Origin of the sequence: Francisella sp. LA112445, from assembly GCF_012224145.1 — a bacterium.
GTDB lineage: Bacteria > Pseudomonadota > Gammaproteobacteria > Francisellales > Francisellaceae > Francisella.
In genome coordinates, this window is sequence record NZ_CP041030.1 from 585378 (window position 1) to 611997 (window position 26620).

Sequence of the window (26620 nt, forward strand, 5' to 3'; positions counted from 1 at the left end):
TGGTAGGGAGTAGGAGTATATGATATTCAAAACTATTATGACTTAATAGTTTTGAAAAATATTTAATTTGTTGAATATTCTTGATTTCTATATAATTAATGAATATTAAAATTGTTTAAGTATTTTTAGAAATGATAACCCCTATTATTTTATCGGGAGGTTCTGGTTCAAGATTGTGGCCATTATCTCGTGAAGCATCACCAAAACAGTTTATTGGTTTGGTTGATGAACATAGTTTACTAGAGAATACAATTAAGCGACTCGATGGTTGTGAGAGTATATCTTCACCAGTGGTAGTCTGTAATGAGGATCATAGGTTTCAGGTTGCCGAGTTACTTAGAAAAATAGACAAAAATGGTGATATCCTTCTAGAGCCTCTAGCTAAAAATACAGCTCCTGCAATTGCTTTAGCAGCATTCCACTTATTCCAAAATGAGCCTAACGCTATCATGTTAGTTTTAGCAGCTGATCATCATATTGAAAATATTGAAGTTTTTCATCAAGCTATTGAGAAAGCACAGCAAAAAGTTTTTGAAGATGATTCTTTGGTTACTTTTGGGATTACTCCAACCTGTGCCCATGAGGGGTATGGTTATATTAAGCAAGGTGCTGAGACTAATATAAAAGGTACTTATAAAGTAGATAAGTTTGTTGAAAAGCCTAATGCTAGTATTGCACAAGAGTATTTAGATAGTGGTGATTATAGTTGGAATAGTGGTATGTTTATGTTTACAGCTAAAGCCTATTTAAGCGCTTTGGAGAAGTTGCAGCCAGATATCTATAATGGATGTAAAGAAACTTATCAAAAATCACAACAAGATTTAGACTTTGTCCGTTTTGACAAACAAAGTTTTTCAACAGTTGAGTCACAATCAATAGATTATGCTGTAATGGAGAAAGCTGATAATGTTGTTATGGTACCTATGCAAGAAAGTGGGTGGTCTGATGTTGGCTCATGGGATTCATTATATGATATTTCAGCGAAGGATCGAAGCGGTAATGTAGTGCTTGGTGATGTGATTACCAATGGTGTTAAAAATAGTTACCTACGCTCACATGATCGTTTATTAGCGGCGGTTGGTGTTGAGGATTTAATAATTGTAGAAACTGCAGATGCTATATTAGTAGCAGATAAAAATAAAACGCAAGATGTTAAAAAGATAGTTGAGTCTTTGAAGGGTAATAAGCGTAATGAATTATTAAGACATAAGCAAATTTATAAACCTTGGGGATCTTCAACAATTTTAGAGGATAAGCCAGGATATAAAATTAATACAATTCATTTGGAGCCTGGTAAAAAGCTTTCATTACAAAAACACTATCATCGCAGTGAACATTGGATTATGATATCTGGAACAGCAACCATAATAATAGGTGATACAAAATCTATACTTAGACCAAATGAGTCTGTATATATAAAGATTGGCGAGGCACATAGATTAGAGAATAATGGAAAAATTCCAGTAGTACTTATAGAGGCTCAAGTTGGTGAGTATATAAGTGAAGATGATATCGTTAGAATTGATAATAACTAGTATAATTAATTTGAAAATTGATGCTATTCTAAGACTTGATTGTAGAATCAAAAGCTATAATAGTGATATGATAAATGGATTCTATGGTCAAGCCATAGGGTGATATAATTTACAAGCCTTATATAGTTAGCCATATTATAAAATTTTAAAATACTTATTCAGGAATTTAAATGGAAGAAGTTGTTATTAAAAATATAATCAAATCTAGTGGTGTGAAGTTCGGTACTAGTGGTGTCAGAGGCCTTGTATCTTCTATGACTGATAAAATTTGTTGGTTATATACAAAAGCTTTTATTCAGTTTTTAGAACAAAAGTATTCGATGGTTAAGGGAACAAAAATTGCCATAGCTCATGATTTGCGTGACAGTAGCCCTAGAATAACAAAAGCGGTTGTTAAAGCTGTGATAGATAGTGGTTATGAACCTGTATATTGTGGAGAGATCCCATCTCCTGCTGTGATGCTATATGGTATCTCTAATCAGATACCATCAGTTATGGTTACAGGTAGTCATATTCCAGAAGATAGAAATGGTATCAAGTTTAATACTCCTTATGGTGAAGTTCTTAAAGAAGATGAAGAAATGATTGTTAGTCAAATAATCATGGTTGATGATAATACTTTTAATAAAAAAGGAATGTTTTTACAAAAAGTAGAATTGTCAAAAGTCTGTAATCAAGCACATATAAAGTATGTGGATAGATATTTAGATTTCTTCCCGCAAAATTGCTTGTCAGGTAAGACTATTGGATTATATGAGCATTCATCTGTAGGGCGCAAGATAGTTAAAGAAATTTTAGAAAAATTAGGTGCTAAGGTTATTCTGTTAGGATTCTCTGAGAGATTTGTGTCAGTAGATACCGAAGCAATTCGTCAAGAAGATGTGAAACTTGCAAAGCAATGGGCAGGTGAGTATAGGATCGATAGTATAGTGTCAACTGATGGTGATGCAGATAGACCTCTAGTTAGTGATGAGAATGGTAATTGGATAAAAGGTGATATATTAGGTGTTTTAACTGCTAGATATCTACAGTCACAGTCTATTGCGACTCCAGTTAGTAGTAATACTATAGTTGAAAAGATAGGATATTTTAAGAATATTATAAGAACTAAAATCGGTTCGCCATATGTAATTGCTGCAATGAATCAATTACTCTTAGGTGGTCATAGTGATGTAGTTGGCTATGAGGCAAATGGCGGCTTTTTACAGGCTGGGGATATTTGTCTAAAAAGTGCTACTTTAAAAGCATTGCCTACTCGAGATGCTGTGATACCAATGTTGGCTGTACTTATGCTATCGATAGATTCAAATAAAACGATATCTGAGTTATTATTTGACTTGCCTGCACGCTATACCGCTAGTAGTAAGATTGATGATTTTGCAACTGAGAAAAGTCAAGAGATACTAAAACTAATATTAGCTGGTGAATCGAAGCTCCTAGATCAGATAATTTCTGAGTATTTTAATGGTAAGAATGATATCAAACATATAGATACTACAGATGGTGTCAGAATAACTTTAGAGAATGAGGATGTTTTACATTTAAGACCTTCTGGTAATGCTCCGGAGCTTAGATGTTATACTGAAACTACTTCTAAAAATTCTGCAGAAGAGTTAAATAAATACTGTACTTCTTTAATAAAAAATTAGTCTATTTATATTATAGATTTTTTCTATAGTTAATTAGGTTCTGTGCACAAAAATAAATTCTCATCGAAGCCAAATAAAAGTACAAGCTAATTTAATTATACCTAGATATGCTGAAATGGTTTTATCAAACCTAGAAAATACTCTTCTAAAATGCTTAATTTTAGAAAAGAAATTCTCTATCAAATGTCTTTCTTTGTATATTTGAATATCAAAATCTATAGGGTTTATAGTATTTGATTTGCAGGGAATAACAGCTTCAGAGGATATATTTTGAATATGTTCTCTAATTTCATTAGAGTGATATGCTCTATCAGCGATAACTTTTGTATTATATACCTTCTGTAGTAGGTCTATTGCCACTTTACTATCATGAGTTTTACCTTCTGACAGTAATACTTCCAGCGGGTTGCCTAAAGCATCGGTCATAGCATGAATCTTGGTGGTTACTCCACCAACTGATCTACCAATTGCTTGGTTATCATTCTTGTCATATCCTGTAGCACAGGCATGTGCTCTTGCTATCGTTGAGTCAAGCATAACTTCTTGTAAATCAGGATTTTGCACTGACTTAAATAATTTAGAGAATATGTCTTTATCACACCAATCCTTAAAACGCTTATGTATTGATCTATATTTACCATAATAAAATGGTAACATTCTCCATTGGTAGCCTGTACGTAATACATAAAATACTGCTTCAATAAACAGTCTTAATTTGTCTTCATCATTGGTATGTATACCTTTTTGTGATTTTAAGAATAATAAAATACTTGACCAGAATACTTCTTTTATATGATAATGCATTTGCTAAACCCTTGGTATTTATTGTCTTTCAACTTCTAAATAACAACGGTTTAGCTATTTTCAATATAATTTATATTTTTTGTGCACAGAACCTACTTAACTTAATACTAAATCAAGTTCGACTCATAGTTATTTTAGAATTTTAATTTTGAGAATAAGTAGAGAGAAATATTTATAACTATAGAAGAATTAAATAGCGCCTCTTTTCATAGTTTGGAAGAACTCTTCATTTGTTAAAGAACCTTTCATTTTTTCTGTTAAGAATTCCATGGCTTGAACATCTTCCATACCACCAAGAATCTTACGTAGAACCCAAAGTTTTTGTAGTTCTTCTTGAGATGTAAGAAGCTCTTCTCTACGTGTACCTGATCTATCAAAGCTAATAGCAGGGTAAACACGACGCTCAGCAATTTTACGATCAAGATGAAGCTCCATATTACCTGTACCTTTGAATTCCTCAAAGATAACTTCATCCATTTTAGATCCTGTTTCTACAAGAGCTGTAGCAATTATTGTTAAACTACCACCTTCAGCTGTATTACGTGCTGCACCAAAGAATCTCTTAGGCTTTTGTAGAGCATTTGCTTCAACACCACCAGAAAGTACACGACCAGAAGCAGGAGATACTGTGTTGTATGCACGAGCAAGTCTTGTGATAGAATCTAGAAGGATTACAACATCTTGCTTATGCTCAACTAATCTTTTTGCTTTTTCAATTACGATTTCAGCTAATTGAACGTGACGAGCTGCAGGCTCATCAAATGTTGAAGCAACAACTTCACCACGTACTGAACGTTGCATTTCTGTAACTTCCTCAGGACGTTCATCGATCAGTAACATAATTAGATTACACTCAGGGTGATTTTTGGCAATTGATGTTGCAATGTTTTGCATCATAATTGTTTTACCAGTTTTAGGAGGTGCGACAATCAAACCACGCTGACCTTTACCAAATGGGGCAGCTAAATCAATAACTCTTGCTGTAATATCTTCATTTGAGCCATTACCAATTTCCATTGTAAGTCTTTCTTTAGCATATTCAGGAGTTAGGTTTTCAAATAAGATTTTTTTTCTAGCTAGTTCAGGCGAGTCAAAGTTGACACTATCGATATGCTTAACTGCAAAGTACTTTTCATTATCGCGAGGAGGGCGAATCTTACCAACAATACTATCACCAGTACGTAGATTTAGCTTTCTAATAAAAGCTGGTGAAACATAAATATCATCAGGTGAAGCGAAATACGAACTATCTGAAGATCTTAAGAAACCATATCCATCTTGTAGAACTTCTAAAATACCTTCACCATAAATATCTTCACCTTTATCAGCATGATATTTTAAGATTGAAAAGATAAGTTCTTGTTTTCTTGCACGCAGTGATTCAAGATCTAGGCTTTGAGCTATATCCATTAGCTCATTAACAGATTTATACTTTAATTCATTTAAATTCATTTGATTCTCTATTTGTAAAGATATGTTGATATAACTAAATTATAGATATTTGTCTATGATTGAAATTAACTGACTTTTTTGTACTACACCAACTTTAGTTTCTTTGTTTTCACCATCTTTGAAAACCATCAGAGTAGGTACACCACGAACACCAAATTTCATAGCAGTTTCTTCATTGTCATCGATATTGATTTTGCAAACTTTGATTTGATCACCATAGTGATCAGCTACTTGCTCAAGTATAGGAGAAAGCATTTTACAAGGACCGCACCATGGTGCCCAGAAATCTAATAATACAGGAGTATCACTATTTAAAACTTCACTTTCGAATTGACTATCTGATATATCGATACATTTTGACATGCTTTGATTTTCCTTTAAATTTTGATTTTAAAATTGATTAAGTAGCTTGGCTACTATGTATTTTGATATTTTATAAGAAGTTAAACTAATTGTTAGTTATTATAAACAAAAAAACTTCTTAGACAAATTTTTTTAGCTATTTTAGCTATATTTTTTTATAATATAACTAGTTATAAAACACATGCTTTTGGTTTGTATGTCAAAAATAGTAGCAACAGTAGATTTAGGTTCAAATAGTTTTCATATGCTTATTAGCGAAATCAAACCTGATGGAGAGGTTGTTACATTATCTAAACAAAAGCAAAAGGTGCAACTGAGGGCAGGTTTAAATAGTAATTTAACCATAAGTAAGGATGTCCAAGAGAGAGCTATTAAATGCTTAGAATTTTTTGCCCAAGAAATAGAAAAATATAAAGTTGAGCATGTACGTGCGGTCGGAACATATACTCTTAGAAAAGCAAAAAATAATATTAAAGGTTTTAAAAAGAAGTTAGATAAAGCTTTGGGAACGAGAATTAAGATTATTTCTGGACCAGAAGAAGCAAGGCTTGTATATGTTGGTGCCAGGGATAATCATGACATAAAGCAAAAGACATTGGTTATTGATATTGGTGGTGGTTCAACTGAGCTTGTAATTGGTAGAGGCAATAAGATATTAATAGCACGTAGTTTGGATATGGGTTGTGTCGGAATGCAGAAAGATTTCTTTACAAATGAGAAGCTTGATTTTGCAAACTTTCATGCTGCTACAGCAAAAGCTAAGCAGACACTCGAGCCAATATTAGCAAAATATAAGAAAATAGGTTGGAATCAAGTTTTAGGCTCATCTGGTACAATTATCTCGGTTACAAATATCTCTGAGATGCTCAACAAAAGTCCTGTTGTTACTCAAGAATTTTTAAATGATCTAATAACAATGATGATGGATAGAAGGCAAGTTGAAAATATTTGTTTTGAAGGTTTAAGGGAGGATCGAGAAAGTGTCCTTGCTGGTGGTGTAGCTATTTTATATGCGATATTTGACTGTTTAGGTCTTAGTGAAATGAGCTTATCAAATGGAGCTGTGCGTGAAGGTATGCTTTATGAGCTTGTTAAAAGTAAGTATAAGATTGTTATTAATTAGAAAATCATGGACTAGGTATAAGGTTTATGTTAATAGTTTCGCAACTGGCTTTGCCAGGTTATTGCGACATATTTTTTCATAGCAGAAAAAGGATGCAAAACTGCTTAGCACTTAGCTATCGCTTTGTTGCCAATCAATGTTTGCTACAAAACTCACCATGTTCAGACAGTTGTAGCCATTTTTCAGTGATATGACAACAGTCAGCCACAATGTGCTAGTTTTTAAATAGGATTCAAAAATGAAATATATACCATTAGCTGCGAGGGTAAGACCTATTAAAATTGATGACATTATAGGTCAAGAACATTTATTATCTGAAAATGGAGTATTGAGAAAGATACTTGTTGGTGATGGTATTTGTTCAATGGTTTTATGTGGTAAACCTGGGGTTGGTAAAACAACATTAGCAAGAATTATAGCAAGCTCTAAAAATCTAGAGTTTTTTGAGTTATCAGCAGTAGACTCAGGCGTTAAAGAAGTTAAAAAGCTTATTGCAGATAATAAAGATTTAGATAGTTTTGTGCTATTTCTAGATGAAATTCATCGCTTTAATAAATCACAACAAGATTTACTTTTACCATATGTTGAGTCGGGCAAGATTATTTTAATTGGAGCAACTACAGAAAATCCGACATATTATTTGAATAACGCTCTGGTTTCAAGATTGTTTGTATTACGCCTTAAACGTTTAAGTATTACAGGAACTAAAGATCTGATTCAGCGAGCATTGAGACGAGATGAGATTTTAGCAAAGCATTCTTTTGAAATAAGTAAAGATTTATATAGTGCTATTCATAATTATAGTGAAGGTGATTGCCGTAAAATTTTAAATTTGCTTGAGAGAATGTTTTTGATTTGCAATCAAGCAGAGAATATTGTTCTAAATAAAGATTTATTTGATCAAGCAGTAGGTGAGGTATCAAGAGATTTTCATCGTGAGGGTAAAGAATTTTACGAGCAACTTTCAGCTTTTCATAAATCTGTAAGAGGTACTGATCCAGATGCAGCAATATTTTGGTTAGGGTTGATGCTTGATAATGGCGTAGATCCCTTAGTTATTGCTAGGAGAATGTTGTGTATAGCTTCAGAAGATATTGGTAATGCTGATCCACAAGCTTTGAGAGTCGCAATAGATGCTTGGAATGCATATGAGAAACTAGGTCTACCAGAGGGTAGGTTAGTTCTATCTCAAGCTGCCATATATTTAGCCGTAGCTCCTAAAAGTAATGCTTGCTATAAGGCATTAGTAGAAGCACAACGGGTAACAAAGAGTATAAGCCATATAGAGGTTCCTCAGCATCTAAAAAACTATAAGGATATCAATTATTTATATCCGCATAACTATCCGAACTCATATGTTAATCAGCAGTATTTACCTAAAGATATTAAGCAAACTTTTTACTCCCCATCAGGTAGTGGCTTTGAAAGTAAGATTAAAGCGAAGCTTGAAAGTATAAACAAAATCAAGAAGTTATAATAAAGCTATTAAAATTTTGCATTTGTATGTTATAATCTTTGGAATTAAATTATATCGAATAAAATATAACTAGGTTTTAAAACTGCTATGGCACTAGAAAATTTACTACATCCTACTAATATTAAAATTGATGACTATGCTAAAAATGCGACTAAGTTTTCTTTTGAAGCACTAGAAAGAGGTGTTGGTTATACACTTGGTTATGCTTTAAAGCAAACTATGCTTTATTCTGTTGGTGGTGCATGCGTTACTAGTATAAAAATTAATGATGGTAAAATTACATCTTTAGAAGATGTAATTCCATGTGACGAGACTGTTGCTGATATTATCTTAAATGTTAAGGCTCTTCCTGTAACATTAGCTGATAATGTTGAAACAGGTACTATAACTTTTGATCTTTCTGGTTCAGAAGAAGAAGTTTTCTCTGAAGAAGCTAAACTATCAGAAGGTTTGAAAATAACAGAAGAAGTATTTATCTGCAGCTACAATGGTGGCAGAAAGCTTAAAATAGAAGCTAAAGTTGAAAAAGGTGTTGGTTACAGACAAACAGCTGAGAATTTCAAAGATGGTGAGTTTCTTTTAGATGCTACTTTTTCTCCTGTTACTTTCTGTGATTTTGAAGTTAAAGATGCTCGTGTAGGTAGACGTACGGATCTTGATAAGCTTAATTTTAATATTAAGACAAATGGTAATATCACTTGTGAAGAGGCTCTAAGATTAGCTGCAACAAAGATTCAAAATCAATTAAGAAATATCGTTGATGTTGAAGAGATCAATCAAGGTATCTTTGTAGAAGATCCAACTAAAGATATTGATCCTATACTTTTGAAGCATGTTGAAGAGCTAAACTTGACAGCTAGATCATCTAACTGTTTAAAAGCAGTAAATATTAGATTTATTGGTGAGCTTGTACAAAAAACTGAAAATGAACTTCTAAAAGCTCCAAACTTTGGTAAGAAATCTCTAACAGAGATCAAGCAAAAATTATCAGAGTTAGGCTTATCTCTTGGTACAGCTATAGATAACTGGCCTGAAGATATCTAATAATACGCCGGAGTGGTGAAATTGGTAGACGCGCCGGATTCAAAATCCGGTTCTGGCAACAGAGTGCCGGTTCGAGTCCGGCCTCCGGCACCATTGAATACTTCTCTAGATAGTTTAAAAATACTCCTAAAAACTTCATAAATTTCTTTTTTGAAATATTTTTTATTAAAACTTACTCCCTATTGTTAAAGTTACAAATTGTTACAGAAAATTAACACTTTAGATACATATCTTTACTATATTGTAATGATAATTTATTTAAAACCTAATTATAAATTTTGAATAGTAGCTAGGTTAAGGAGATATTATGATTAAATTTATTTCTATAGAGGTTTTAAAGGATGCTTTTATAAGAGGACTTGATAATTTTATTGAAGTATATAAATTACAGTTAAATGAAAATTCAGATAATTCTGACGTCAAGAAAACTAATTTGATAAATATACCTGCAAGTGAGGTAGAGTATGCAAATCGTATAAAGACTGTTATAAATAGAAACTCAAATTATAGAGATTTTTTTAATATTTTTGGTAAAAAATTACAAAGAATAGCTAAAGAAACCCCCGAAGAGATAGGTTTTACTAGCAGTTATTTTTTTATTGTTTTAGCGGTGTTTTACTATGCTTCAATAAACTATGATGCTTTAAATACTGCTCAAGATAAAAGAAATTTTGATATGAAAAAGGTAATTAAATCTTATTTTAAGTTATGTACATCAACTATAAATATTGCTAAGAATCTTTATTGGAGTATTGGTGAGGCACTAACTCAAGTAAATATTCGTTTGATAGATAATGATAAATTTAATAGTCAATTTGCACATCATTCATATATAAATAGATCGCGACGAATTATATCTTCGAAGGATAATTTATTTAACCTAAAATCTTATAATATAAAAAATCATAAAGAAACGACAAATTTTATTAATATTGGAGTAGATCAAAGTAGCTTAGTAATAAGCACTTTTTATAAATCTAGGGATCTATTGATTAAACTTAACTTAATCAGTAAAGCTATTTTAGCATATAATCTAAGATCCAAAGAGAATAATAATGTTGATAGAAACAAAGTCTTTGAGGTATTAGATAATAGCCACATTGATCTTTTAAGTTTATTACATCCTCCAGGTCTTATTGATGAGCTAGTTTCAAATATAAGATCATCATTAGTAAAAATTACTACAAAATCGAAATTCTACTATATGGATAAATATGGTGAAGCAGAATCAATTACATCTATTTTATTAAAAAGTTATATTGATATGATTATTGTATTTATCAAGAATCATTATTATAGTATATTTCTCGCTGAAAACTTAAATGAGTCACAAAACTACTGTAAGATAATTAGTGAAGTAATTAAAGACTTTGAATCAGTATATCAAAACATATATAAGAAACTACCGAATAAGCACAAGAAAAATAGTTTAGTTTATTATCTTGATATATATATAAATCCTTATACGAGTAATATATAAGAAGACTATATCCATTTTAATAGCATTTTATGTTTAAAAATATAAATTGCTCTTTATTTCTATGAAGTTACAAAATGTTACATGTTGTAAATATTTAAGATAACTCGACATATTATTATTCCTAATAACTAATTTAAAACTAAGTTTAAAAAAGGGAGATAAGAGATGTTTGAGATTATAGACAAAATTGAAACACAAGATTGTTATTATAGAGCACAAGTAGATGATTTTGAGCCTATATATCAGGCATTAGAGCGAGAAGAATATCTAAATGTTAGAGATCTTGCTTTAGAGCAAATTAATAATGGATGTATAGATCCGCGCTATATTATTTATGCTAAGTTCGGAAATTGGTATGAATCTACAAGCTTTGATGTTAGTGCAGAAATTATTTTAGATTTAATCAAGTTACACCAGTTTTTTTTAGAAAAGTCTGATCAAGGTAAAATTCGCATTAAAGCTTATAACATTATAGTTGAATGGCTGCATACAAGTATGTTTACTTATGCTAAGTTTATAAGGCAAAATCATGATATTTATTTTGACGGAGATAGAAAGGTTTTAGGTGATGCTTTTGATAATTATATTTCCTTCGTTAAAGAAAATTTGCCATCTATTAACATAAGTCAAATTTATCAGCTTAGGGATGTTTGCATGACATTCCAAATTCCCCAAGAAATAGAAGAAAGTAATGAAGATGAAGATCTTGATGAAGAAAATATTGAACCCTCAAATAATCAAAAAGATTATTTAGAAATATATAATTCAGATTCAAGTTATGAATGGAGTAGATTATTACAAAATATAGAGATATATAGAAAGTTAGTTAGCGAGCAATCATGGCTTAAAGCAGCAGTTGTATATCAAGTGATTAGTTCAGCCTTAAAAGAGTTTGATCCTGTTAAATATTTTCCTGGGACTTTTTACCCATATTTGAAAGATACTGCAAATGTGTATGAGCATTTAATGCATCAGTTAAGTCTTTCTGAGCACCCTTTATGGTCAATGTTGTCTCAGATGTTTAATAGCGATCCAGAGAGTTTCTGTAAAGATGATTCACTATCAGATGTTCGAGAAACGTTAATTAAAGAAGTTAATAATATAGGTTTAACAGAGCAAGATGCTTACTAAAAGGTAAGTGCGAAGTTGGTGAAGAATATGTATAGTCAATTTAAAAACATATCAGCTACGGACATTGATTTTGATGATTTGAAGCCAGATCAGCTAGAAGAGTTAAAGTCTTTATTTAATTACTGCTCTCCAAAGAGTATTGAGGAGCTTAGATTTGCTCAGTTATATGATAAGTGGTTTGCAACTAAACAAATAGGCAAGTATTTTGTTAATGGCCGTTTACAGGTTAGTTTGACTCCGTTGAATGATGATTTATCATTAAATACTGAAAATATAAAATACTTACATACGAATCAGATCCAAGACTTAAAACTAGACCTTGAGTTATATGGTTTTAATGGTGAGCTTTTATTTAATATTCCATATAGTTTTGAAGAAGAAAGTCTATGGAGTGATTTGTCTAATTATCAGAACAAGTTTTTAATAGAGATAAAATATCAAGAAAGCTTAAATGAGCAAACAAATCAGCAAAACTGTTGGGCAGTTAAGGGATATGTTGACCTTACTAAAAATAATGCTATAGAGTTAACTGATCAGATAAGTAATATTGATGATTCTGTAGCACCTATACACTATTTATCTTGTAGATTATGCTTTGTAGATGCTTTTGCTTTTATCGCGAAGCAGCATTACCCAGTTAAAGTATATCCTCAATCTAGTTATGTTACGGTATTTGATGATATATTTAAAAGTTTTAATAGCATATTAAATATTGATAATATTTCTATTGCAAAATCAGTTTCTGTTTTGGATAACTCATATAACTGGATATGTGTAAATTGTGATTATCCAAAACGTAGCTTCTATGATTTCTTTTTTTATACTCTAAAGCATTATCAATTACAGTTTGTATATAACTATTCAAGTACAGAACCAAGCTACAGCATAGTTGATTTAGCAGCTCCAAGTAGTAGTGAAAAAACAAGTGTAACATTCTCTACAGAGATAATTAAAAGTATTATAAAACAAATAGGAAGCTATAGCTTTAGTAATGTTAATTTAATAAATCATCACTGGATTGATCAGGATACTTCTTCAACTACTAATCTAAATACAGATAATCAGAGTATATCAGTATCTAAAGATTATATATTTAAATATCCTGTACCTTCATCTCAGCTTGATAGTGCCCAGAATTATTTTACAAATGAAATTAATTATGCAGAAAAAAAACTAAAAACGATATCTTTTGAATGGTTATGTTTTCCTCAACAGTTTACTGCTCAACCTCAGAGTAAATTTGTTTTACCAGAGCAATACCAACAAAGTCTACCTCAATATACGGGAGAGATGATGATTTATAGTTCAAAGATATCTTTTAAAAATTATAATAGAATACCTCTATATGCTGGGCAGGCATCAGAGTATGTAGTTTGTGCGGCTTCAGAAGATATTTCTAGTATAGATTATCAGTTATACCATGGTATTAATATATTTACAGATGTATGTTCGTCTAGTGAGTTAGTATTATCTTTTCCAAATTATGAGCAATCTGCTCATAATCTAAATATTTATGGTTGGATTGATAGTTTAGTAACTGGAACAGATACTATATATTCTGTTGTATCCGCAAATGAGACGGATTCTCAACAGGATATAAATAAGGATTTTACTACTGAAAAAACAGCATTCTTAATGCATGATCATAGTTGTCAGGAGCTTTCTTATGTGGTTAGGCTACCATCGAATTTAAATGGATCTTCAAGTAGTGCTTATATTACTTTACCTTATTTTATATTAGATGATCATGCCGTTAGACCTTTACGTAGAGGTACTCCTGTATCAATTAGTCTAAGCCAAGAAAATGGACATATTAAAAAAATCATGTGGCATAGCATGTTAGACCAAACTTTTGATAAAAATTCTCAGATTAACAAAATGACATTTGGGGCAAATGATTCAGCAGGGGTAATACATCAAGCTGAGAATCAAAAACTAACAGAAGGTTCTTTAGAGATATTCTCAGAGACTTCAAATAACAAAACTCAACTTATATCTGATAAAACTCAGATGTCTTTGATTTATAGTGAGGAATAAGATGAACTTAGCATTTTTAAAACAAACTAATATTTCGATACTAATCATAGTAGTAGTATTTCTCATGATACTCATTTTAATGGTTAAAATGTATAAGAAACTTATTCAAAGGTCTCTTTTTTATAAGAAAAAACTTGGTAAGATAAATGGCTTTTTTGCCAAGATATTTAAAATTAATATTCTTAACCAAGAGTACATAGAGTTCTATAGATCATTAAGCTTATGGCAAAAAATTAAGTTATATTTTGCTAGAAGAAATATTTTGATAGACAATTCTAAAAAAATAGATAGTGAATTTGGAGTATGCTTTGAGTTTAATACGAATCAATTAAATTTTTACCTTAACCCTCTAGTTCTATATAAAGCAGAAATAGATGAAGCAAATATTCAAGGTTTGCTTAGTAAAGTTTTTCGAGGACGTATAAATTTGATTATGATTAATATAAATTTACGGTCACAAAAAAATAACCTAGATAGCTTAGTAGAGCCTATAAGTAGCACTTTTAACTCTATTGCAAAGTACTTATCAAGTAGTTTTAATTACATAGTAAATATGACAGAGCAAGAAGATAGTAGTATTCATAAGGCCTGGAATGAGTATATACGAATTACAAGTATCAATAATTTTTGGTTGAGTCAAAAGCCATCTGTATCTTGGTTAGATTCTGTTACAACGAAGTATACAGATAAGCAACTTAATTTGAATGATCAGTCATTTACTACTTCTCAAATTAGAGATTTATATTGCTTTTTATATAACTGTACTAACCAAGAACACTTTATAAGCTTGCTACAATCAGAAGTAAGTTGTAAGGTGGCAAATTACAAAGGATTTGGTATTAATCTTTTAAGGAGAAATAGTCCGCTTTATAAAGCTCAAGTTTTTAAAATTTTATCTAGCGAAAAATTTATAAAGAAAGTCAAAAAAGTTGTTTTCTTTATGCTTATGTTATTTGTAGTTGGAGGCTATATTTATGGATGGTATCAAGTTCAGAGTAATATCAAAAATGTTGTTGAGCAAATAAAACTGAGTCCTAAATATAAAAAACCTATAGACGAGATTAATTTAAAAAATTATAAATCAAGTTTAGAAGAAGCTTTTTATAAAAGTTATATAGTTGATTTAGCATATCATAATGCTGTGAAAAAAGAACTTGATGTATTTTGGGAAAAATATATATCTAGTAACATAATGTCTGAAACATTATCAAAAACTAGTACTTCAGTACAAGGTTTGGCTCTAAATGTTATTCAAAATGAGGTAGCTAATCCAACTACACGAGATTTAGTCTCTAGTAATTTATGGTTATGGTCAAAAGTATCTGGCATCCCTCAGAATGTTTTAGCTGTATGGTTGCAACTAAAACATAAAGATTCAAATAATAAAAAAGTATATAAGTTATCTTTTAATAGAGCAGATTATGCTAAAACTTTCAGATATGTTACAAAATTTACAAGTAATATATTTAATGAAAAGTATCCTCTTACTGTCTCATTAAATAACAAGGTCACAAATCAGGCTTTAGAGCTAGTATTATTAGACCAAGTATCTAGGGATCATGATTTGGAGTCTCAGATAAATGAAACTAGAATAGGCATTGAGTTATCGGAACCGCAAAGAGTGATTTTAGATCACTTTATTGTATATTTAGAGTTAAGAGACACTATTTTAGCGATTACAAATACAAAAGGTATTAATGATAGAATTCAAAAATTATCTAGCCTAGAAGCAAATATTCAAAATATAGTTAAATCTCCATGGGATAAAAAGCTAGCTAGCTTTATGTTACAGAATGTTAGTAATAAGTTTAAATTAAGTTTAGATAAATTACCGCAAAAATACTACAGCTATGATTACTATAAAAATAATATAAGACCATTAGACAATGAGTTTGAAAGTATAGCAAATAAGTATAATAAGTTAGGGGTAAATCTTAATCCTCTTTATGATCAATTTAAGCATTCATTAACTCAATACGAGCAAGGTTATAAAAGTTATTATTATCAACGTTTAGATAATGTTCTTATTGTAAACTCTAATGATATTAATACTTTAATATTTCAATTAAAAGAAATTAATGGAACATCAGATTTAATATCTCAACTATTGCTTATTCAAAAAAATGTTTTGGATACAAAAAGTAAATTTTTATCTCATAGTGGATTTGAAGGGGTTGATAACTTTTACAAAAGTATTAAATCCTATAATAGGCTTATGAATAAGAATATCAAGCTTCTGGAGGAAATAAAATCGAATCCTGAAATGTTGATCGATATTTATAAAAATAATAAACATCCATTTGAAAAAACTATGAATCAGTTTTTGAAATCTATCAAATTAACTTCAAAGCTTAATAAGCTGATTTCACAAGCTGCAGTAAGTAGTGATAATGTAACAACTAAATTACTCCAGCAGTATATTCAAAAATATTGGAATGAAAACTTAGAACCTAAATATAGTAAGGTATTTGACTCTTTTCCATTTAGAGCAAATTCTGCTAATCAAATTACTCCAAAACAACTAACAACCATAGTTGGTAAAGAGGGTTCTTTTTGGAAGTCATATTCAAAAATTTCTTCATTAGTAGAAAAGTATAATAGTAATAAGTGGCTTACTGATCAGCAACAGCAAAAACTTAAAAAAATGCAAGAGTTGAGAAACCTCCTTTGGGATAGTAATGGTAATCCAAAAACTATAGAAGTTACCTTAAGAACTTCTAAGGTTTTACCTAGTTATAGCCATACTGAAAGCTCATGGTACTTCTTTAAAGATAAAAAGGTATCTTATTACGATGGTATCTTATCATCTGATAAAAATAGTATTTCAGATATTGGTGTAGGGGGAGTTAAGCAGACCTTTAAGATTAATTGGTGGTTAGATAATATCTCATCAATTGCATTAGTAAGCACTAATAATAAAAAGAAAGATCTAACTGCGCAACAGGCTAAACAGGGGTTATGGTCATTTTGGAGATTGCTAGAGTCTGCAGATCAAAAGAATAATAGTTTTACTTGGAGTTTTAATAATAATGAAACAAAAGTTTCGTTTTATATTGACTATCCTAGAGTTTGGTTAAATAAAAATTGAAGTAGGTGATTTATGGATGAATTATCTTTGGGTAGAAATATTACTGTAAAAGAGATGATGAGTGCTCTTAATCAGTTACAGTCTCAAGTAGAAAATGATTTTCGAAACTATACTAAGTGTCTTTATTCTTCAAAGGTAAAAGCACATTTCCCTCATATGTTAACACCAACATTTAAAGGATGTTATGTCAAAATATCTGATTGTTATTTTGAAGATGATAGTAACTATATTGATTTAGAGCAACAACTTAGTATAAAACTATTAGAACAACAGGAGATTCTATACTCACCAATTTCAACAAGAATATTACCTTTTGATGTTACTAACATTGAATATATAGATAATGGTATAGAGCTTTCTTTTAGTTCTAAAACTAAATCTTTTCGCTTACAAGACAATAATTTTAGTTTTTGGTTGCATTCAGATTATATTCCTGTTGAACAACTTATTAATATATTTAGAAAGTTAAATAATGCTAGTGAGTTTTATTTGACTATTGATTTAGATGATGGCTCAACTTGTCAGAGAAAAATAGATGTTACTTATGGTTATGATTATGTTCAACATTCTAATCATAAGTTTCGCCAAAATTTATCTGATCCAAGATTACAGTTTAGAATTAACGTTAGTCTATTTCAGTATTTCTCTCAGAAAATTAACTCTATACGGCTGGCGATAAAAGGCTTTGTTATCGAGGATATGTATAAAGATCAATTAAAGGATTTGTTCCATACAAATATAGTACCAGTTGTTAATCAATATCAAACAGTTAGTGCTAGCTTTGTAATGGATGGAGACTATGAGATATATTGGTTAAAGAGTAAAGAGAAAATCAATTCGGATTTCTTTATACATGAGGTTCTAACGGTATATGCAGACAAGCAACCTTTAGCTCCAATAGATTACAAAGTAATTTATAAAGATGGACAAGTAGGTCTAGAGTTTAATAGAATTTCACAAGTATTTAATAAAACTATTTTTGCAGATATATATCTTAGTTATCACATTGATCAAGCATTAATGGATAATTATCATAAGGCAAATATAAAATGGTTAAACCAAAGTATATCTTCATATAAGTTAGATATTAAAAGTCTAATCACAAGTCCTAAAGATGCTTATGATACTGACTTGATTGAACCTTTGTTAAAAATACTACGAACTCCATATATTCATAGTTGGAAATTAGAAGATTGGAAAGGTTTGCTAAAATTTACTGATATATCAGCATTAGTAAGAATTCAAGCTTGGTTAAATGATGTTTTTATTGATCAACAAGAGCAAATATCTCTTTATTTTAAAAGTGTGCCAGAGAATTATCACGATTGGGTTAGGTTTTATCTCAAACAGTTAGAAACTTTCTTACAGAAAAATACTAAACATAATTTTAAGATAAAAGGGAGTTTTCAATGATAACTTTTCCACGCAACTATAAGAATTGTATCAGATATATAAATGAGAATTATCCTGACTATAATAGGCGCTGGCATGTCAATTGGAAACAGGATAATGCTGTATATATTATCAAAAAAGTTATAGTTGAGAAAAATGAAGTAAATATTTGGATTAATATTTGGTTATTAATAAAGGATACTAAAAACTTAGCGATACTCAAATCATGTCTTGATATTGCCTCAGTTGAGAGCATTAAGAGTCAAATATTAGACAAATGGCTAACACTATATAATTATGTTCTGTACCCAGAGTTACTAACTTATCAGAATCATATTTATAGAAATGGGGAGATATTTTTTTCCAAAGATGACTATAGTAACAATATAGTTTCAGTAGTTGAGCAATCTGTTCGTCAGTCATTAGGTAAATATAGAGTCATTGTTGACTTAGAGTATATTAACCAAACTAGAGGAAGCCTCTTAGGGTGTACAAAAATAAATCAGCCATTATCGAAGGTACATCAAGATAGATTAACTATTATAACTGGAAAAATCCTTTTCCGAATGTTAATACAAGAATCTAGAAAAAAGATGATAGAGATCTGTGAGGAAGTATCAAAGAAACTTAATAGTTTGACGGTGGATTTAAATATTCTCTTTCAAAATATTTTATTAGTAATTGATAACGGTCTAGAGACCCTTACGTTAGGAGAGCCTCTATATAAGAGAAGTTTATCAGGAAGTTTTGCATATAAGGTTTTAGAAAATGAGAAATTTTAATTTAAAAAAAAGTTATTTAAAAATGATTAAGCTATTTTTTATAGCATTATTTTTTTTGATGTTGTCGAGCTGTGCTCGTTCAACTTTTGACTTAACAGTTAATCCCAATAAGCTAAGTAATAATAGTCAACCTTTTTATGTAATTGTTAAGCAAGAATCTATGTATGATTACTTAGATAGTAGTGTTAATAGTGTATATGAAAGTTATTTAAAGAAAGGTAGTAATGATGCTAGCTTTTTAATATACCCTGATAAAGGTAAGCAGACTATTCCTATAGGAAAGTCAGACAAAGGAGGGGTGTCTGTTTATTTTCTTTTCCAAAAAGAGTCTAATTCGGGTAATTGGAAGTTTTATATTAATCCCGATAATCAAAAAGACAAAACTATAAATATTTCAAAAAATAATGTAATGGAGGTTCTATAAATGTGGAGAACAGTGTTTTATAAGATAATTAATGATATTGATAGCTACTCAAGTCAAGATGAAAAAGACTTTTACCAACTTGTAGATCAACTTTATAAAGATATTCTAGATCTACAACTTATATTAGTTGATAAAAATCGTGAAGAGGGTAAATATAGTCAGTCGCATTTAATCACATTTGCCTTAGCAGCATATTGTGATGAAAGGCTAAATATAATAGCTATATCATCTGGATATGATTATGAAATGCTACAAACACGGCTATTTAAAACTTTAGAGGCTGGTAAGCTATATTATCAATATTTAGAATATTTAATATCACAAAAATCACAGGCATATACTAATATTTATTGGGTATATTATTACTTGCTCAATCATGGATATAAAGGTATGTATGACTCAGATAGCTTTTTTGAGAGAAGTCTTTATCTACGTCAATTAAAGATTCTAATACTAGATTACACTCCTATGAAAATCTCAGTACCAAAATCTTTAAGAATAAAAAGTCAACTAAGAAAAACAACTTCAAGCATATTAAATCTAGCTAAGCTAACTCCTATTATTTGCTTGATATGTAGTTATTTGATAATCAATTATTATTAATAATAAAGGGGGGAACATTATGTCAACTCAAGTTTGTTTAGGCGCTCAGATTAAATGTAGTTTTGGAGCAGCTCCTAGTAGTCTAGTAGTTTTACCTGATAAGATGGTTAACTCCAATAAGATGCCAGCAGCTGTTATTACGGATAATATTCCAGTTGCGAACATACCACCATTTGGGATGTGTTCATGTCCCTCAAACCCTGCTGTAATAGCAGCAACAGCAGCAGCATTAGGAGTATTTACGCCAGCACCATGTGTGCCTGTTACACCAGCACCCTGGACTCCTGGTTCTTCAAAAGTTAAGATTAGAAAAACACCTGCTTTAACAAACCAATGTAAGCTAAATTGTATTTATGGGGGTGTTATAGAAGTTGTAGAGCCGGGTCAGTTTACAGTTAATACAGCATAGGGAGATAAATAATATGGCTAAACAACATACTATAACTCAAAACACGGATGGGATTGTTTTAAAGGCAAGTAGTGGTGATAAGATAGTATCTGTGGATTGTAATACCACAGAGGAGACCCTAGCGCTGAGTACAGATCCAGCATCTATTGTTTTAGACTCAAGTAATCAAACTATAGTTATAAGTTTAAATGAGTTAAAAATAACCATCGATGGCTCAGCTAATAATATAACGTTAAATAATGGTGGTTCAAGTATAACCTTAAATAGTACTAGCATAGATATTAATAGTTCAATAGTTAATATAAAAAGTACAGAAACTAATATAAATGGTACAGAGATAAATATAGGTTAATTATTTGTAGATTATTATTAAGAAATTTAGTGTGAAGTAAATGAAAATTTTTCAATTAGTTATAGAACATAGATTTTTTTAAAAAATAGTAATTATATTTATGCAATTTTAAAGAATAGATTTACATAATTATTTTTTACTGCCACATTTTATATATCTTGTTATCAAGAAATTTCTTTATTGATGTAGTTTGAGAGCGCTTAAAGATAGTTGAACGATTATATGATAATATTTCTATAAGAAGGGGGTAATCAGATCTCTTTTTAGTTTTTTCAGGCTTATATTCAAGAGCCCATTTTAAAAGTGAGTCTTTTAATTTTTTTTGATCTATACAGCTACTCATAATAGCTTTTGTTATACCTGGAGCATAACTTTGTTTAATAGTTTTGAGATAAATACCAATAGCATCAGTATTATTGTAATATAAAGCAAGCCATAGTCCAGGCTCGTTATTAATATCTATAGCTGCTAGTAGAGATATTTTATAAGAATTAATAATATTACTATTAGCTATAGCTATAATATAGGCTTCGATAGTATCTAAGTGGCTATTCATCATAGCAAATATAAGCCCAGGAGAATATTTATTTCTACCTTTGGCTTCGAGAAGTTCTATTTTATTCATTTTCCTACCATCTAGTATCTCTTTTATATAGTATTTTGTAGCATTTGTATTACCATACAACATTGCTAAAAATAGTACTTTTTCGATAGGTAAGTTTTTATCGTAAATTGTATCAATACTATTACATTTTTCGTTAGAAAATTTGGATATACTTATAATACTTTTATCTATTTCATGAATAGATTCATCAAAAGCTAATTTAATATATTTGTAAGAAGCTTCTCTATTGTGTAAAATTATGTGTCTATTATGATTTATTAGATATATTTGAGTATTTATACCTTTACCAATAGCTATAATATGTTTACCTGTCCCTATTGAAAAAGCCATAAGCTCATTTGATCTATTAATTTCTTCAAAAAGAGGATATATTGAACTTTCATTTAAAAAACATAATTTACTCGATTGTAGATATGTTTTATCAGGTTCATAGATATCTCCAGAAAATAAATTGGTTCCAGTATTGTAACTTTGATAACCAAAAGTATTTGGAGAATTAGTTATATTTAATTTACGTTTAAATTTTTCTATATATGAACAAGGAGTACTTAATGAAACTATGTCTAATCCATGATAAATCTGAATACCATCTAACCATGCTACTATACTTAATAATTTTAGGGGCTGTCCTAGATAAGTTTACTTTAAACTCTCTCTAACCCAGTGTTTAATTAGCTTTAGCTGTTCCTTAGAATCACTGTGATTAAATCTCCACTCACATTCCTTCAAAAACAAGTAAAAATGGTCTCTAGGAATACCATTAAATTTTCTCAAATGTCTCTTAGCTTGATTCCAGAAGCTTTCTATACCGTTTATATGATTATGCTTCTTTGCAAACAGCTTACTATGGTTAATTCTATAATGTTTAAACTCTGAAACATCTAAGGCATTATAACTCCTAAAAGTATCAGTGTAAACGATACAATCAGGTTTAACTTTTTCTCTAATTATTGGTAATAGAGTATCACTCTTAGCATTTGGAATGATTACTGTATATACCTTACCATTACGTTTAAGTAAGCCAAATACAGGAACTTTACCACCAGCTCCTCTACCTCGTTTCCCTTTACGAGTTCCTCCAAAATAGCTTTCATCTACTTCAATCTCTCCTGTAAACATTTCTAAATGCTCACTATTTTCATAAATTAATAATCTTAATCTATGAAAATAATAGCTGGCTGTGGTTTTATTTACTGATACTAATTCTGATGCAGTTCGTGCTGTACTTCCTGCTATAAATAACTCTATTAATTTGTCTTGCTTGTATGTACTTAATCTACTTTTCCTCATCAAAACCATCCTAACATAACTTAGTTATCTAGGACAGCCCCTAATTTTATATCTATAGAATTCAAATTGTGATTATTTTTTCTTTTTACTTCAGCATCTTTTATATCAGAAGCTAAATTTTGTATAGCTTCACCCTCACTATTATGTTTACTCATATATTCATCTAATAAATTAATACGATCAATATAAGTATCAAAATCATTTCTTATAATAGCCTGAATAGCCATATAAGCTATACCATAACACATACCACCTTTATTTATTTCATAACCTAAAGCTTTTTGTAACTCAAGTAAGTTCATAGGGCCTTTTATTTGAAAGATGTTTTTAGGCATTATTAATCCTTTAATTTTTATAATGATCTAATATTAATTTATTAATATTTTTATAATATTTCTTAGTTGTAAATGTTTGTAGTTAGTTGTGAAAGTAGAGTTATGAATTTAGTTATTAAGTTTCGATAATAACTTACTAGATTCTATATTATCAGGAGCCTAATATACTAAGCTCTTTTTACTAGAGCTATTAATATTATAAAATATTACATTTTAGAAATATTCCATAAATATTCATGATCTATATTAAAACCTAAAAAAAACTTATAAGTATGAAAAATGAAAGAGATATATTCAAACAATATTAGTTTTAAAATAATACAGCAAAAAATAATCAATAATTTAGATAGTTACATAAATAATAAGTTTCTAAATATTTTCACAAATCACCATCATAATAATAGAGCAATAGAGACTAAGAATAAAATTAAAGAGGCATTAACAGTCAAAGATATTAAAGATATTATCAATGCCGAAAACCTTTTTCTAACAACTGGTTCCAGTAACGATAATAGTAGTAAAAGTTATTCAGCTATCTATAATAATAAAAAGCCAAATTATAAGACATCTGGTTACTATAAAGTCATTCATAACTGTAAAGAGTATTTACAACAAGATCAAGTTAACCAAATAAGTATTTTACAGGATATTAATGGAGAAACCCTTGAACTTGATGAGGATTATCAAGACTCTAAAACACTTAAACTTGAAGCTAAACAGACTATGCATCTAAGAGAACATTTATGTAAAAGTTTTACATTATCTAAAGATGAGTCTCCTAATATTATTGATGATGATATTTCTAATAATGCTATTTATTTTATTAGAGGACGTCCATATATATTTGCCATTTATTGTGATCAAGATTTTAATAATTGGGAAATGAGAGTGGTTTTACGTAGTACTAAGAAAGAGTTTGATATACTTGATCCTTTGAGAGTACATTCTACGCTTATTCATTACGGAGAATTTCAAAAAAATAATCATCTTAATATTACAAAAAATATAAGAAATAAAAAAATAAATATCATAATGGCTGGTGAAATTCTAATTGAAGGAAGAAACATTAAAATTAATAATGATAGTGGACACTTCAAGCCAGAATTAAAATATTTGATGGCATGTAAAGAGTTTATTGAGCATAAATTAGACCATTATAAAAAGCAAAATTATAAAATTATATTTATACCTTATAAAGCTCAGTGTATTTTTTAATGTTTTTAAACATTAGTTTATTTGCAAATCATGAACTCTTATTAAAAAATTTTCTTTAAGATTATCACATACTAAAATTATATTTAACATTAAAAGTATCTGTAGTTTTTCATACTTTAAATCATTTATAAAAAATACAAAATAAACAAGTAAATTTCTAATACAACAACAGTTTTACAGAGTTTATGAATTTAAAGAAATATTCATTGATATCAAAAATATAATCTTGTATTATGTAATTTATCATATAAATAATATAGTATAATTTACAAAAAAGGGGTGAGAGCTTATGAGCCTGGAAATTAAAGAACCTAATTTAAACAATAGTGAATATGTATTTAAATATAAGCTATTATGTGAGTATTTAGACTATATTAACTCAGAGCTTGATGTAACTAAGTATGGCGAATGGCTTGAGACTAAAAAAACAGTTTTAGGGAAATCTACTTTAGGAGTATCTATATTAGGTAGTAAAATAAATCAAGAAGTATATAGTTTACAATAATCCAATTTAACGCTATTGTATTAGTTTTCTAGTTATCCTTGATATATTATTGTTTAATGAGAGTTTGTAGTATGTATAACAATTGAATTTCTCAAAAAGCTATTACCTATAGGAAAATTATTTTCTGTCATATTAAACCTTTTATCTTCAAATATTTTATTATTAGAATCTAGGTTAGAAAATGAAAACACTATTTTGCTTAGTACTTTTTCTATAGGTGAATATTTAGAGTTTGATATTTTAGGTAAAGTAGCAGAGACTTTATCTATCATTTTTGATAAATGCTCCATATATTTAGTATGACTTTGATATCCAGTATTATGTTCTAGATACTCAATATTAGTTTGATACTGAAGAGAGTAGTAAATCTGATTTTTTGAAGTTGTATTTATTAAATTTTCTTTTGTAGGTATTAGAATATCAACTTCATAACCTAACTCTTTTAGATTGTAGTTATTTGAATATGCTTCTGTTATATCATCAAGAGGAATAAAAGTGTTATCAGTAGCAGGACAAAAACCTAAATTTTCACCAATGCTAATCCCTATTAAATGTTTGATAGTACTTATATCTTGAAGTGTAATCTCTTTAATTAAGGATGTAATAATGCTATAAATACTATTCCAAAAAATTAGGTTTCTCATATAGCTAGACTTGCTCCACATTATAGAAACTAATTGATTTTTGAAGTTTTTCCATTCATTAGAGTTAATAAAGTATATTATTTCTTTCGGGAAATATAATACTTGATATTCCCACGTGCTATTTTTAGCTTGAGCTATCTCTCTAAAGACATTCCAATGATCTTTTAGATCCTTAGGTTTATTGACATTTATATTTAATTGCTTACATAGTCTTTCATGGTTTCTATTCCTTGTTATTTTTGGTAGCATATATACGCTTCTTGCACCAGCAGAGAGGCTCCAGTTAAATATTGGTTGAAAGCTATTATCAATATTATCTAAAAATAACCAAGAACCGAATAAATCTCCTTTTTTAGCAATAGTGTAGGGTATTACCCTATCTTTATGCTCATAGAATAATTCAATAGCTCCTTTTATAATTATTCCTGCTGGATTAGAGCCATTATTATAAGTTAAGTTTTCATTATAATCTGGATTAATAGTATTATCAAAAATATGCTTACCTTTATCTAAAATAAGTTCACCATATTTATAGTTTGCTAAGTAAAATTGAAATTGATAATTTTTATCAATATTCTTTAGAGAGTTTAAAAGATTAGAGTTAAATTTTATTTTCTCTAATATTTCTATGCCTTTACTCCAAGAGATTTTCTCAATTTGCATATATCTTAATATATAACACTAAAAATTATGTAATTATATACCATCTTATAAATTAATTCTTTTAATCATAATTTAAAGCATAGTAATTTAGTAAAAGAAAATTGTATATTAAGCTATATTATATTTAAGAAACATCTAAGAAACATCTAAGAAACATTTAGTGATTAAAATAAGTTAATTAAATAAAAAGTTTAGGAA

At 29.4% G+C, this 26620-nt stretch carries 24 protein-coding genes and 1 tRNA gene; 18 read left to right on the forward strand and 7 right to left on the reverse strand.

Annotation, left to right across the window (positions count from 1 at the left end):
- Positions 1-131: 131 nt before the first annotated feature.
- Entirely contained in the window at positions 132-1535 is a 1404-nt protein-coding gene (locus FIP56_RS02875) for a mannose-1-phosphate guanylyltransferase/mannose-6-phosphate isomerase (RefSeq protein WP_192577465.1), read from the forward strand.
- A 170-nt stretch (positions 1536-1705) separates the two neighbouring features.
- Positions 1706-3184 carry a phosphomannomutase gene (locus FIP56_RS02880; RefSeq protein ID WP_192577466.1) on the forward strand — a complete coding sequence of 493 codons (1479 nt, stop codon included), beginning with the start codon at positions 1706-1708 and terminating at the stop codon, positions 3182-3184.
- A gap of 60 nt (positions 3185-3244) precedes the next feature.
- Here FIP56_RS02880 and FIP56_RS02885 read toward each other — a convergent pair whose 3' ends face one another.
- The 3 genes from FIP56_RS02885 to trxA form a co-directional block, all read right to left on the reverse strand.
- Positions 3245-3988 (reverse strand): IS5 family transposase, encoded by a 744-nt coding sequence (locus FIP56_RS02885; RefSeq protein ID WP_192577467.1) that lies wholly within the window; start codon positions 3986-3988, stop codon positions 3245-3247.
- Between the two features lie 189 nt (positions 3989-4177).
- Positions 4178-5440: a transcription termination factor Rho gene (gene rho / locus FIP56_RS02890; protein WP_150468041.1), complete on the reverse strand. Its 1263-nt coding sequence runs from the start codon at positions 5438-5440 to the stop codon at positions 4178-4180.
- Positions 5441-5479: 39 nt separating this feature from the next.
- Positions 5480-5803, reverse strand: coding sequence for a thioredoxin (trxA, locus tag FIP56_RS02895; protein ID WP_192577468.1), 324 nt, complete (start codon positions 5801-5803; stop codon positions 5480-5482).
- A gap of 196 nt (positions 5804-5999) precedes the next feature.
- On the opposite strand from trxA, the gene FIP56_RS02900 reads away from it, so the two are divergent.
- The 14 genes from FIP56_RS02900 (at position 6000) to FIP56_RS02965 (ending at position 21145) form a co-directional block, all read left to right on the forward strand.
- Positions 6000-6926 carry a Ppx/GppA phosphatase family protein gene (locus tag FIP56_RS02900; RefSeq protein WP_192577469.1) on the forward strand — a complete coding sequence of 309 codons (927 nt, stop codon included), beginning with the start codon at positions 6000-6002 and terminating at the stop codon, positions 6924-6926.
- Positions 6927-7164: 238 nt separating this feature from the next.
- A complete protein-coding gene (locus tag FIP56_RS02905) occupies positions 7165-8403 on the forward strand; it encodes an AAA family ATPase (RefSeq protein ID WP_192577470.1) in 1239 nt (412 codons plus the stop codon).
- 87 nt (positions 8404-8490) lie between these two features.
- Positions 8491-9447 (forward strand): DNA-directed RNA polymerase subunit alpha, encoded by a 957-nt coding sequence (locus tag FIP56_RS02910; RefSeq protein WP_192577471.1) that lies wholly within the window; start codon positions 8491-8493, stop codon positions 9445-9447.
- 6 nt (positions 9448-9453) lie between these two features.
- A tRNA-Leu gene (locus FIP56_RS02915) sits at positions 9454-9540 on the forward strand.
- A gap of 214 nt (positions 9541-9754) precedes the next feature.
- Positions 9755-10927: a hypothetical protein gene (locus FIP56_RS02920; protein WP_192577472.1), complete on the forward strand. Its 1173-nt coding sequence runs from the start codon at positions 9755-9757 to the stop codon at positions 10925-10927.
- 165 nt (positions 10928-11092) lie between these two features.
- A complete protein-coding gene (locus tag FIP56_RS02925) occupies positions 11093-12058 on the forward strand; it encodes a type VI secretion system protein IglI family protein (protein WP_192577473.1) in 966 nt (321 codons plus the stop codon).
- A 27-nt stretch (positions 12059-12085) separates the two neighbouring features.
- Positions 12086-14095, forward strand: a complete 2010-nt coding sequence (locus FIP56_RS02930) for a hypothetical protein (RefSeq protein WP_192577474.1) — start codon at positions 12086-12088, stop codon at positions 14093-14095.
- An 88-nt stretch (positions 14096-14183) separates the two neighbouring features.
- On the forward strand, positions 14184-17183 hold the full coding sequence (locus FIP56_RS02935) for a hypothetical protein (RefSeq protein ID WP_192577475.1): 3000 nt from the start codon (positions 14184-14186) through the stop codon (positions 17181-17183).
- 12 nt (positions 17184-17195) lie between these two features.
- A complete protein-coding gene (gene iglH, locus FIP56_RS02940; protein ID WP_192577476.1) occupies positions 17196-18596 on the forward strand; it encodes a type VI secretion system baseplate subunit TssF/IglH in 1401 nt (466 codons plus the stop codon).
- Positions 18593-19357 (forward strand): hypothetical protein, encoded by a 765-nt coding sequence (locus tag FIP56_RS02945; protein ID WP_192577477.1) that lies wholly within the window; start codon positions 18593-18595, stop codon positions 19355-19357. Before iglH ends, FIP56_RS02945 begins: the two co-directional genes overlap by 4 nt.
- Before the next feature lie 22 nt (positions 19358-19379).
- Entirely contained in the window at positions 19380-19781 is a 402-nt protein-coding gene (iglE, locus tag FIP56_RS02950) for a type VI secretion system lipoprotein IglE (RefSeq protein ID WP_192577478.1), read from the forward strand.
- The gene (locus tag FIP56_RS02955) at positions 19782-20384 is read left to right on the forward strand and encodes a DotU family type IV/VI secretion system protein (RefSeq protein WP_192577479.1); all 603 of its coding nucleotides are present in this window, start codon (positions 19782-19784) and stop codon (positions 20382-20384) included.
- A gap of 19 nt (positions 20385-20403) precedes the next feature.
- A complete protein-coding gene (locus tag FIP56_RS02960; protein WP_192577480.1) occupies positions 20404-20793 on the forward strand; it encodes a DUF4280 domain-containing protein in 390 nt (129 codons plus the stop codon).
- 13 nt (positions 20794-20806) lie between these two features.
- Positions 20807-21145: a hypothetical protein gene (locus FIP56_RS02965; RefSeq protein ID WP_192577481.1), complete on the forward strand. Its 339-nt coding sequence runs from the start codon at positions 20807-20809 to the stop codon at positions 21143-21145.
- A gap of 136 nt (positions 21146-21281) precedes the next feature.
- On the opposite strand, the gene FIP56_RS02970 is transcribed toward FIP56_RS02965, so the two are convergent.
- The 3 genes from FIP56_RS02970 to FIP56_RS02980 all read right to left on the reverse strand — a co-directional run bounded on the left by FIP56_RS02970 (position 21282) and on the right by FIP56_RS02980 (position 23395).
- A complete protein-coding gene (locus FIP56_RS02970) occupies positions 21282-22100 on the reverse strand; it encodes a hypothetical protein (protein ID WP_192577482.1) in 819 nt (272 codons plus the stop codon).
- A 309-nt stretch (positions 22101-22409) separates the two neighbouring features.
- Positions 22410-23060, reverse strand: coding sequence for an IS1595 family transposase (locus FIP56_RS02975; protein WP_192577483.1), 651 nt, complete (start codon positions 23058-23060; stop codon positions 22410-22412).
- Positions 23061-23080: 20 nt separating this feature from the next.
- Positions 23081-23395 carry a hypothetical protein gene (locus tag FIP56_RS02980; protein WP_192577484.1) on the reverse strand — a complete coding sequence of 105 codons (315 nt, stop codon included), beginning with the start codon at positions 23393-23395 and terminating at the stop codon, positions 23081-23083.
- 279 nt (positions 23396-23674) lie between these two features.
- On the opposite strand from FIP56_RS02980, the gene FIP56_RS02985 reads away from it, so the two are divergent.
- On the forward strand, positions 23675-24610 hold the full coding sequence (locus FIP56_RS02985; protein ID WP_192577485.1) for a hypothetical protein: 936 nt from the start codon (positions 23675-23677) through the stop codon (positions 24608-24610).
- Between the two features lie 289 nt (positions 24611-24899).
- The gene (locus FIP56_RS02990; protein ID WP_192577486.1) at positions 24900-25115 is read left to right on the forward strand and encodes a hypothetical protein; all 216 of its coding nucleotides are present in this window, start codon (positions 24900-24902) and stop codon (positions 25113-25115) included.
- Positions 25116-25168: 53 nt separating this feature from the next.
- Here the strand turns inward: FIP56_RS02990 and FIP56_RS02995 are convergent, their stop codons facing one another.
- Positions 25169-26422: a hypothetical protein gene (locus tag FIP56_RS02995; RefSeq protein WP_192577487.1), complete on the reverse strand. Its 1254-nt coding sequence runs from the start codon at positions 26420-26422 to the stop codon at positions 25169-25171.
- Positions 26423-26620 lie beyond the last annotated feature (198 nt).

Excerpts from the sequence above, each read along its gene's own strand:
- FIP56_RS02880 (WP_192577466.1), top strand. The coding sequence starts at position 1,706 with ATGGAAGAAGTTGTTATTAAAAATATAATCAAATCTAGTGGTGTGAAG.
- FIP56_RS02945 (WP_192577477.1), top strand. The coding sequence starts at position 18,593 with ATGATAACTTTTCCACGCAACTATAAGAATTGTATCAGATATATAAAT.
- FIP56_RS02960 (WP_192577480.1), top strand. The coding sequence starts at position 20,404 with ATGTCAACTCAAGTTTGTTTAGGCGCTCAGATTAAATGTAGTTTTGGA.
- FIP56_RS02875 (WP_192577465.1), top strand. The coding sequence starts at position 132 with ATGATAACCCCTATTATTTTATCGGGAGGTTCTGGTTCAAGATTGTGG.
- rho (WP_150468041.1), bottom strand. The coding sequence starts at position 5,440 with ATGAATTTAAATGAATTAAAGTATAAATCTGTTAATGAGCTAATGGAT.
- FIP56_RS02905 (WP_192577470.1), top strand. The coding sequence starts at position 7,165 with ATGAAATATATACCATTAGCTGCGAGGGTAAGACCTATTAAAATTGAT.
- FIP56_RS02910 (WP_192577471.1), top strand. The coding sequence starts at position 8,491 with ATGGCACTAGAAAATTTACTACATCCTACTAATATTAAAATTGATGAC.
- FIP56_RS02995 (WP_192577487.1), bottom strand. The coding sequence starts at position 26,422 with ATGCAAATTGAGAAAATCTCTTGGAGTAAAGGCATAGAAATATTAGAG.
- FIP56_RS02930 (WP_192577474.1), top strand. The coding sequence starts at position 12,086 with ATGTATAGTCAATTTAAAAACATATCAGCTACGGACATTGATTTTGAT.
- FIP56_RS02985 (WP_192577485.1), top strand. The coding sequence starts at position 23,675 with ATGAAAGAGATATATTCAAACAATATTAGTTTTAAAATAATACAGCAA.
- trxA (WP_192577468.1), bottom strand. The coding sequence starts at position 5,803 with ATGTCAAAATGTATCGATATATCAGATAGTCAATTCGAAAGTGAAGTT.
- FIP56_RS02900 (WP_192577469.1), top strand. The coding sequence starts at position 6,000 with ATGTCAAAAATAGTAGCAACAGTAGATTTAGGTTCAAATAGTTTTCAT.
- FIP56_RS02885 (WP_192577467.1), bottom strand. The coding sequence starts at position 3,988 with ATGCATTATCATATAAAAGAAGTATTCTGGTCAAGTATTTTATTATTC.
- FIP56_RS02980 (WP_192577484.1), bottom strand. The coding sequence starts at position 23,395 with ATGCCTAAAAACATCTTTCAAATAAAAGGCCCTATGAACTTACTTGAG.
- FIP56_RS02970 (WP_192577482.1), bottom strand. The coding sequence starts at position 22,100 with ATGGCTTTTTCAATAGGGACAGGTAAACATATTATAGCTATTGGTAAA.
- FIP56_RS02935 (WP_192577475.1), top strand. The coding sequence starts at position 14,184 with ATGTATAAGAAACTTATTCAAAGGTCTCTTTTTTATAAGAAAAAACTT.
- FIP56_RS02990 (WP_192577486.1), top strand. The coding sequence starts at position 24,900 with ATGAGCCTGGAAATTAAAGAACCTAATTTAAACAATAGTGAATATGTA.
- iglH (WP_192577476.1), top strand. The coding sequence starts at position 17,196 with ATGGATGAATTATCTTTGGGTAGAAATATTACTGTAAAAGAGATGATG.
- FIP56_RS02965 (WP_192577481.1), top strand. The coding sequence starts at position 20,807 with ATGGCTAAACAACATACTATAACTCAAAACACGGATGGGATTGTTTTA.
- iglE (WP_192577478.1), top strand. The coding sequence starts at position 19,380 with ATGATTAAGCTATTTTTTATAGCATTATTTTTTTTGATGTTGTCGAGC.
- FIP56_RS02955 (WP_192577479.1), top strand. The coding sequence starts at position 19,782 with ATGTGGAGAACAGTGTTTTATAAGATAATTAATGATATTGATAGCTAC.
- FIP56_RS02975 (WP_192577483.1), bottom strand. The coding sequence starts at position 23,060 with ATGAGGAAAAGTAGATTAAGTACATACAAGCAAGACAAATTAATAGAG.
- FIP56_RS02925 (WP_192577473.1), top strand. The coding sequence starts at position 11,093 with ATGTTTGAGATTATAGACAAAATTGAAACACAAGATTGTTATTATAGA.
- FIP56_RS02920 (WP_192577472.1), top strand. The coding sequence starts at position 9,755 with ATGATTAAATTTATTTCTATAGAGGTTTTAAAGGATGCTTTTATAAGA.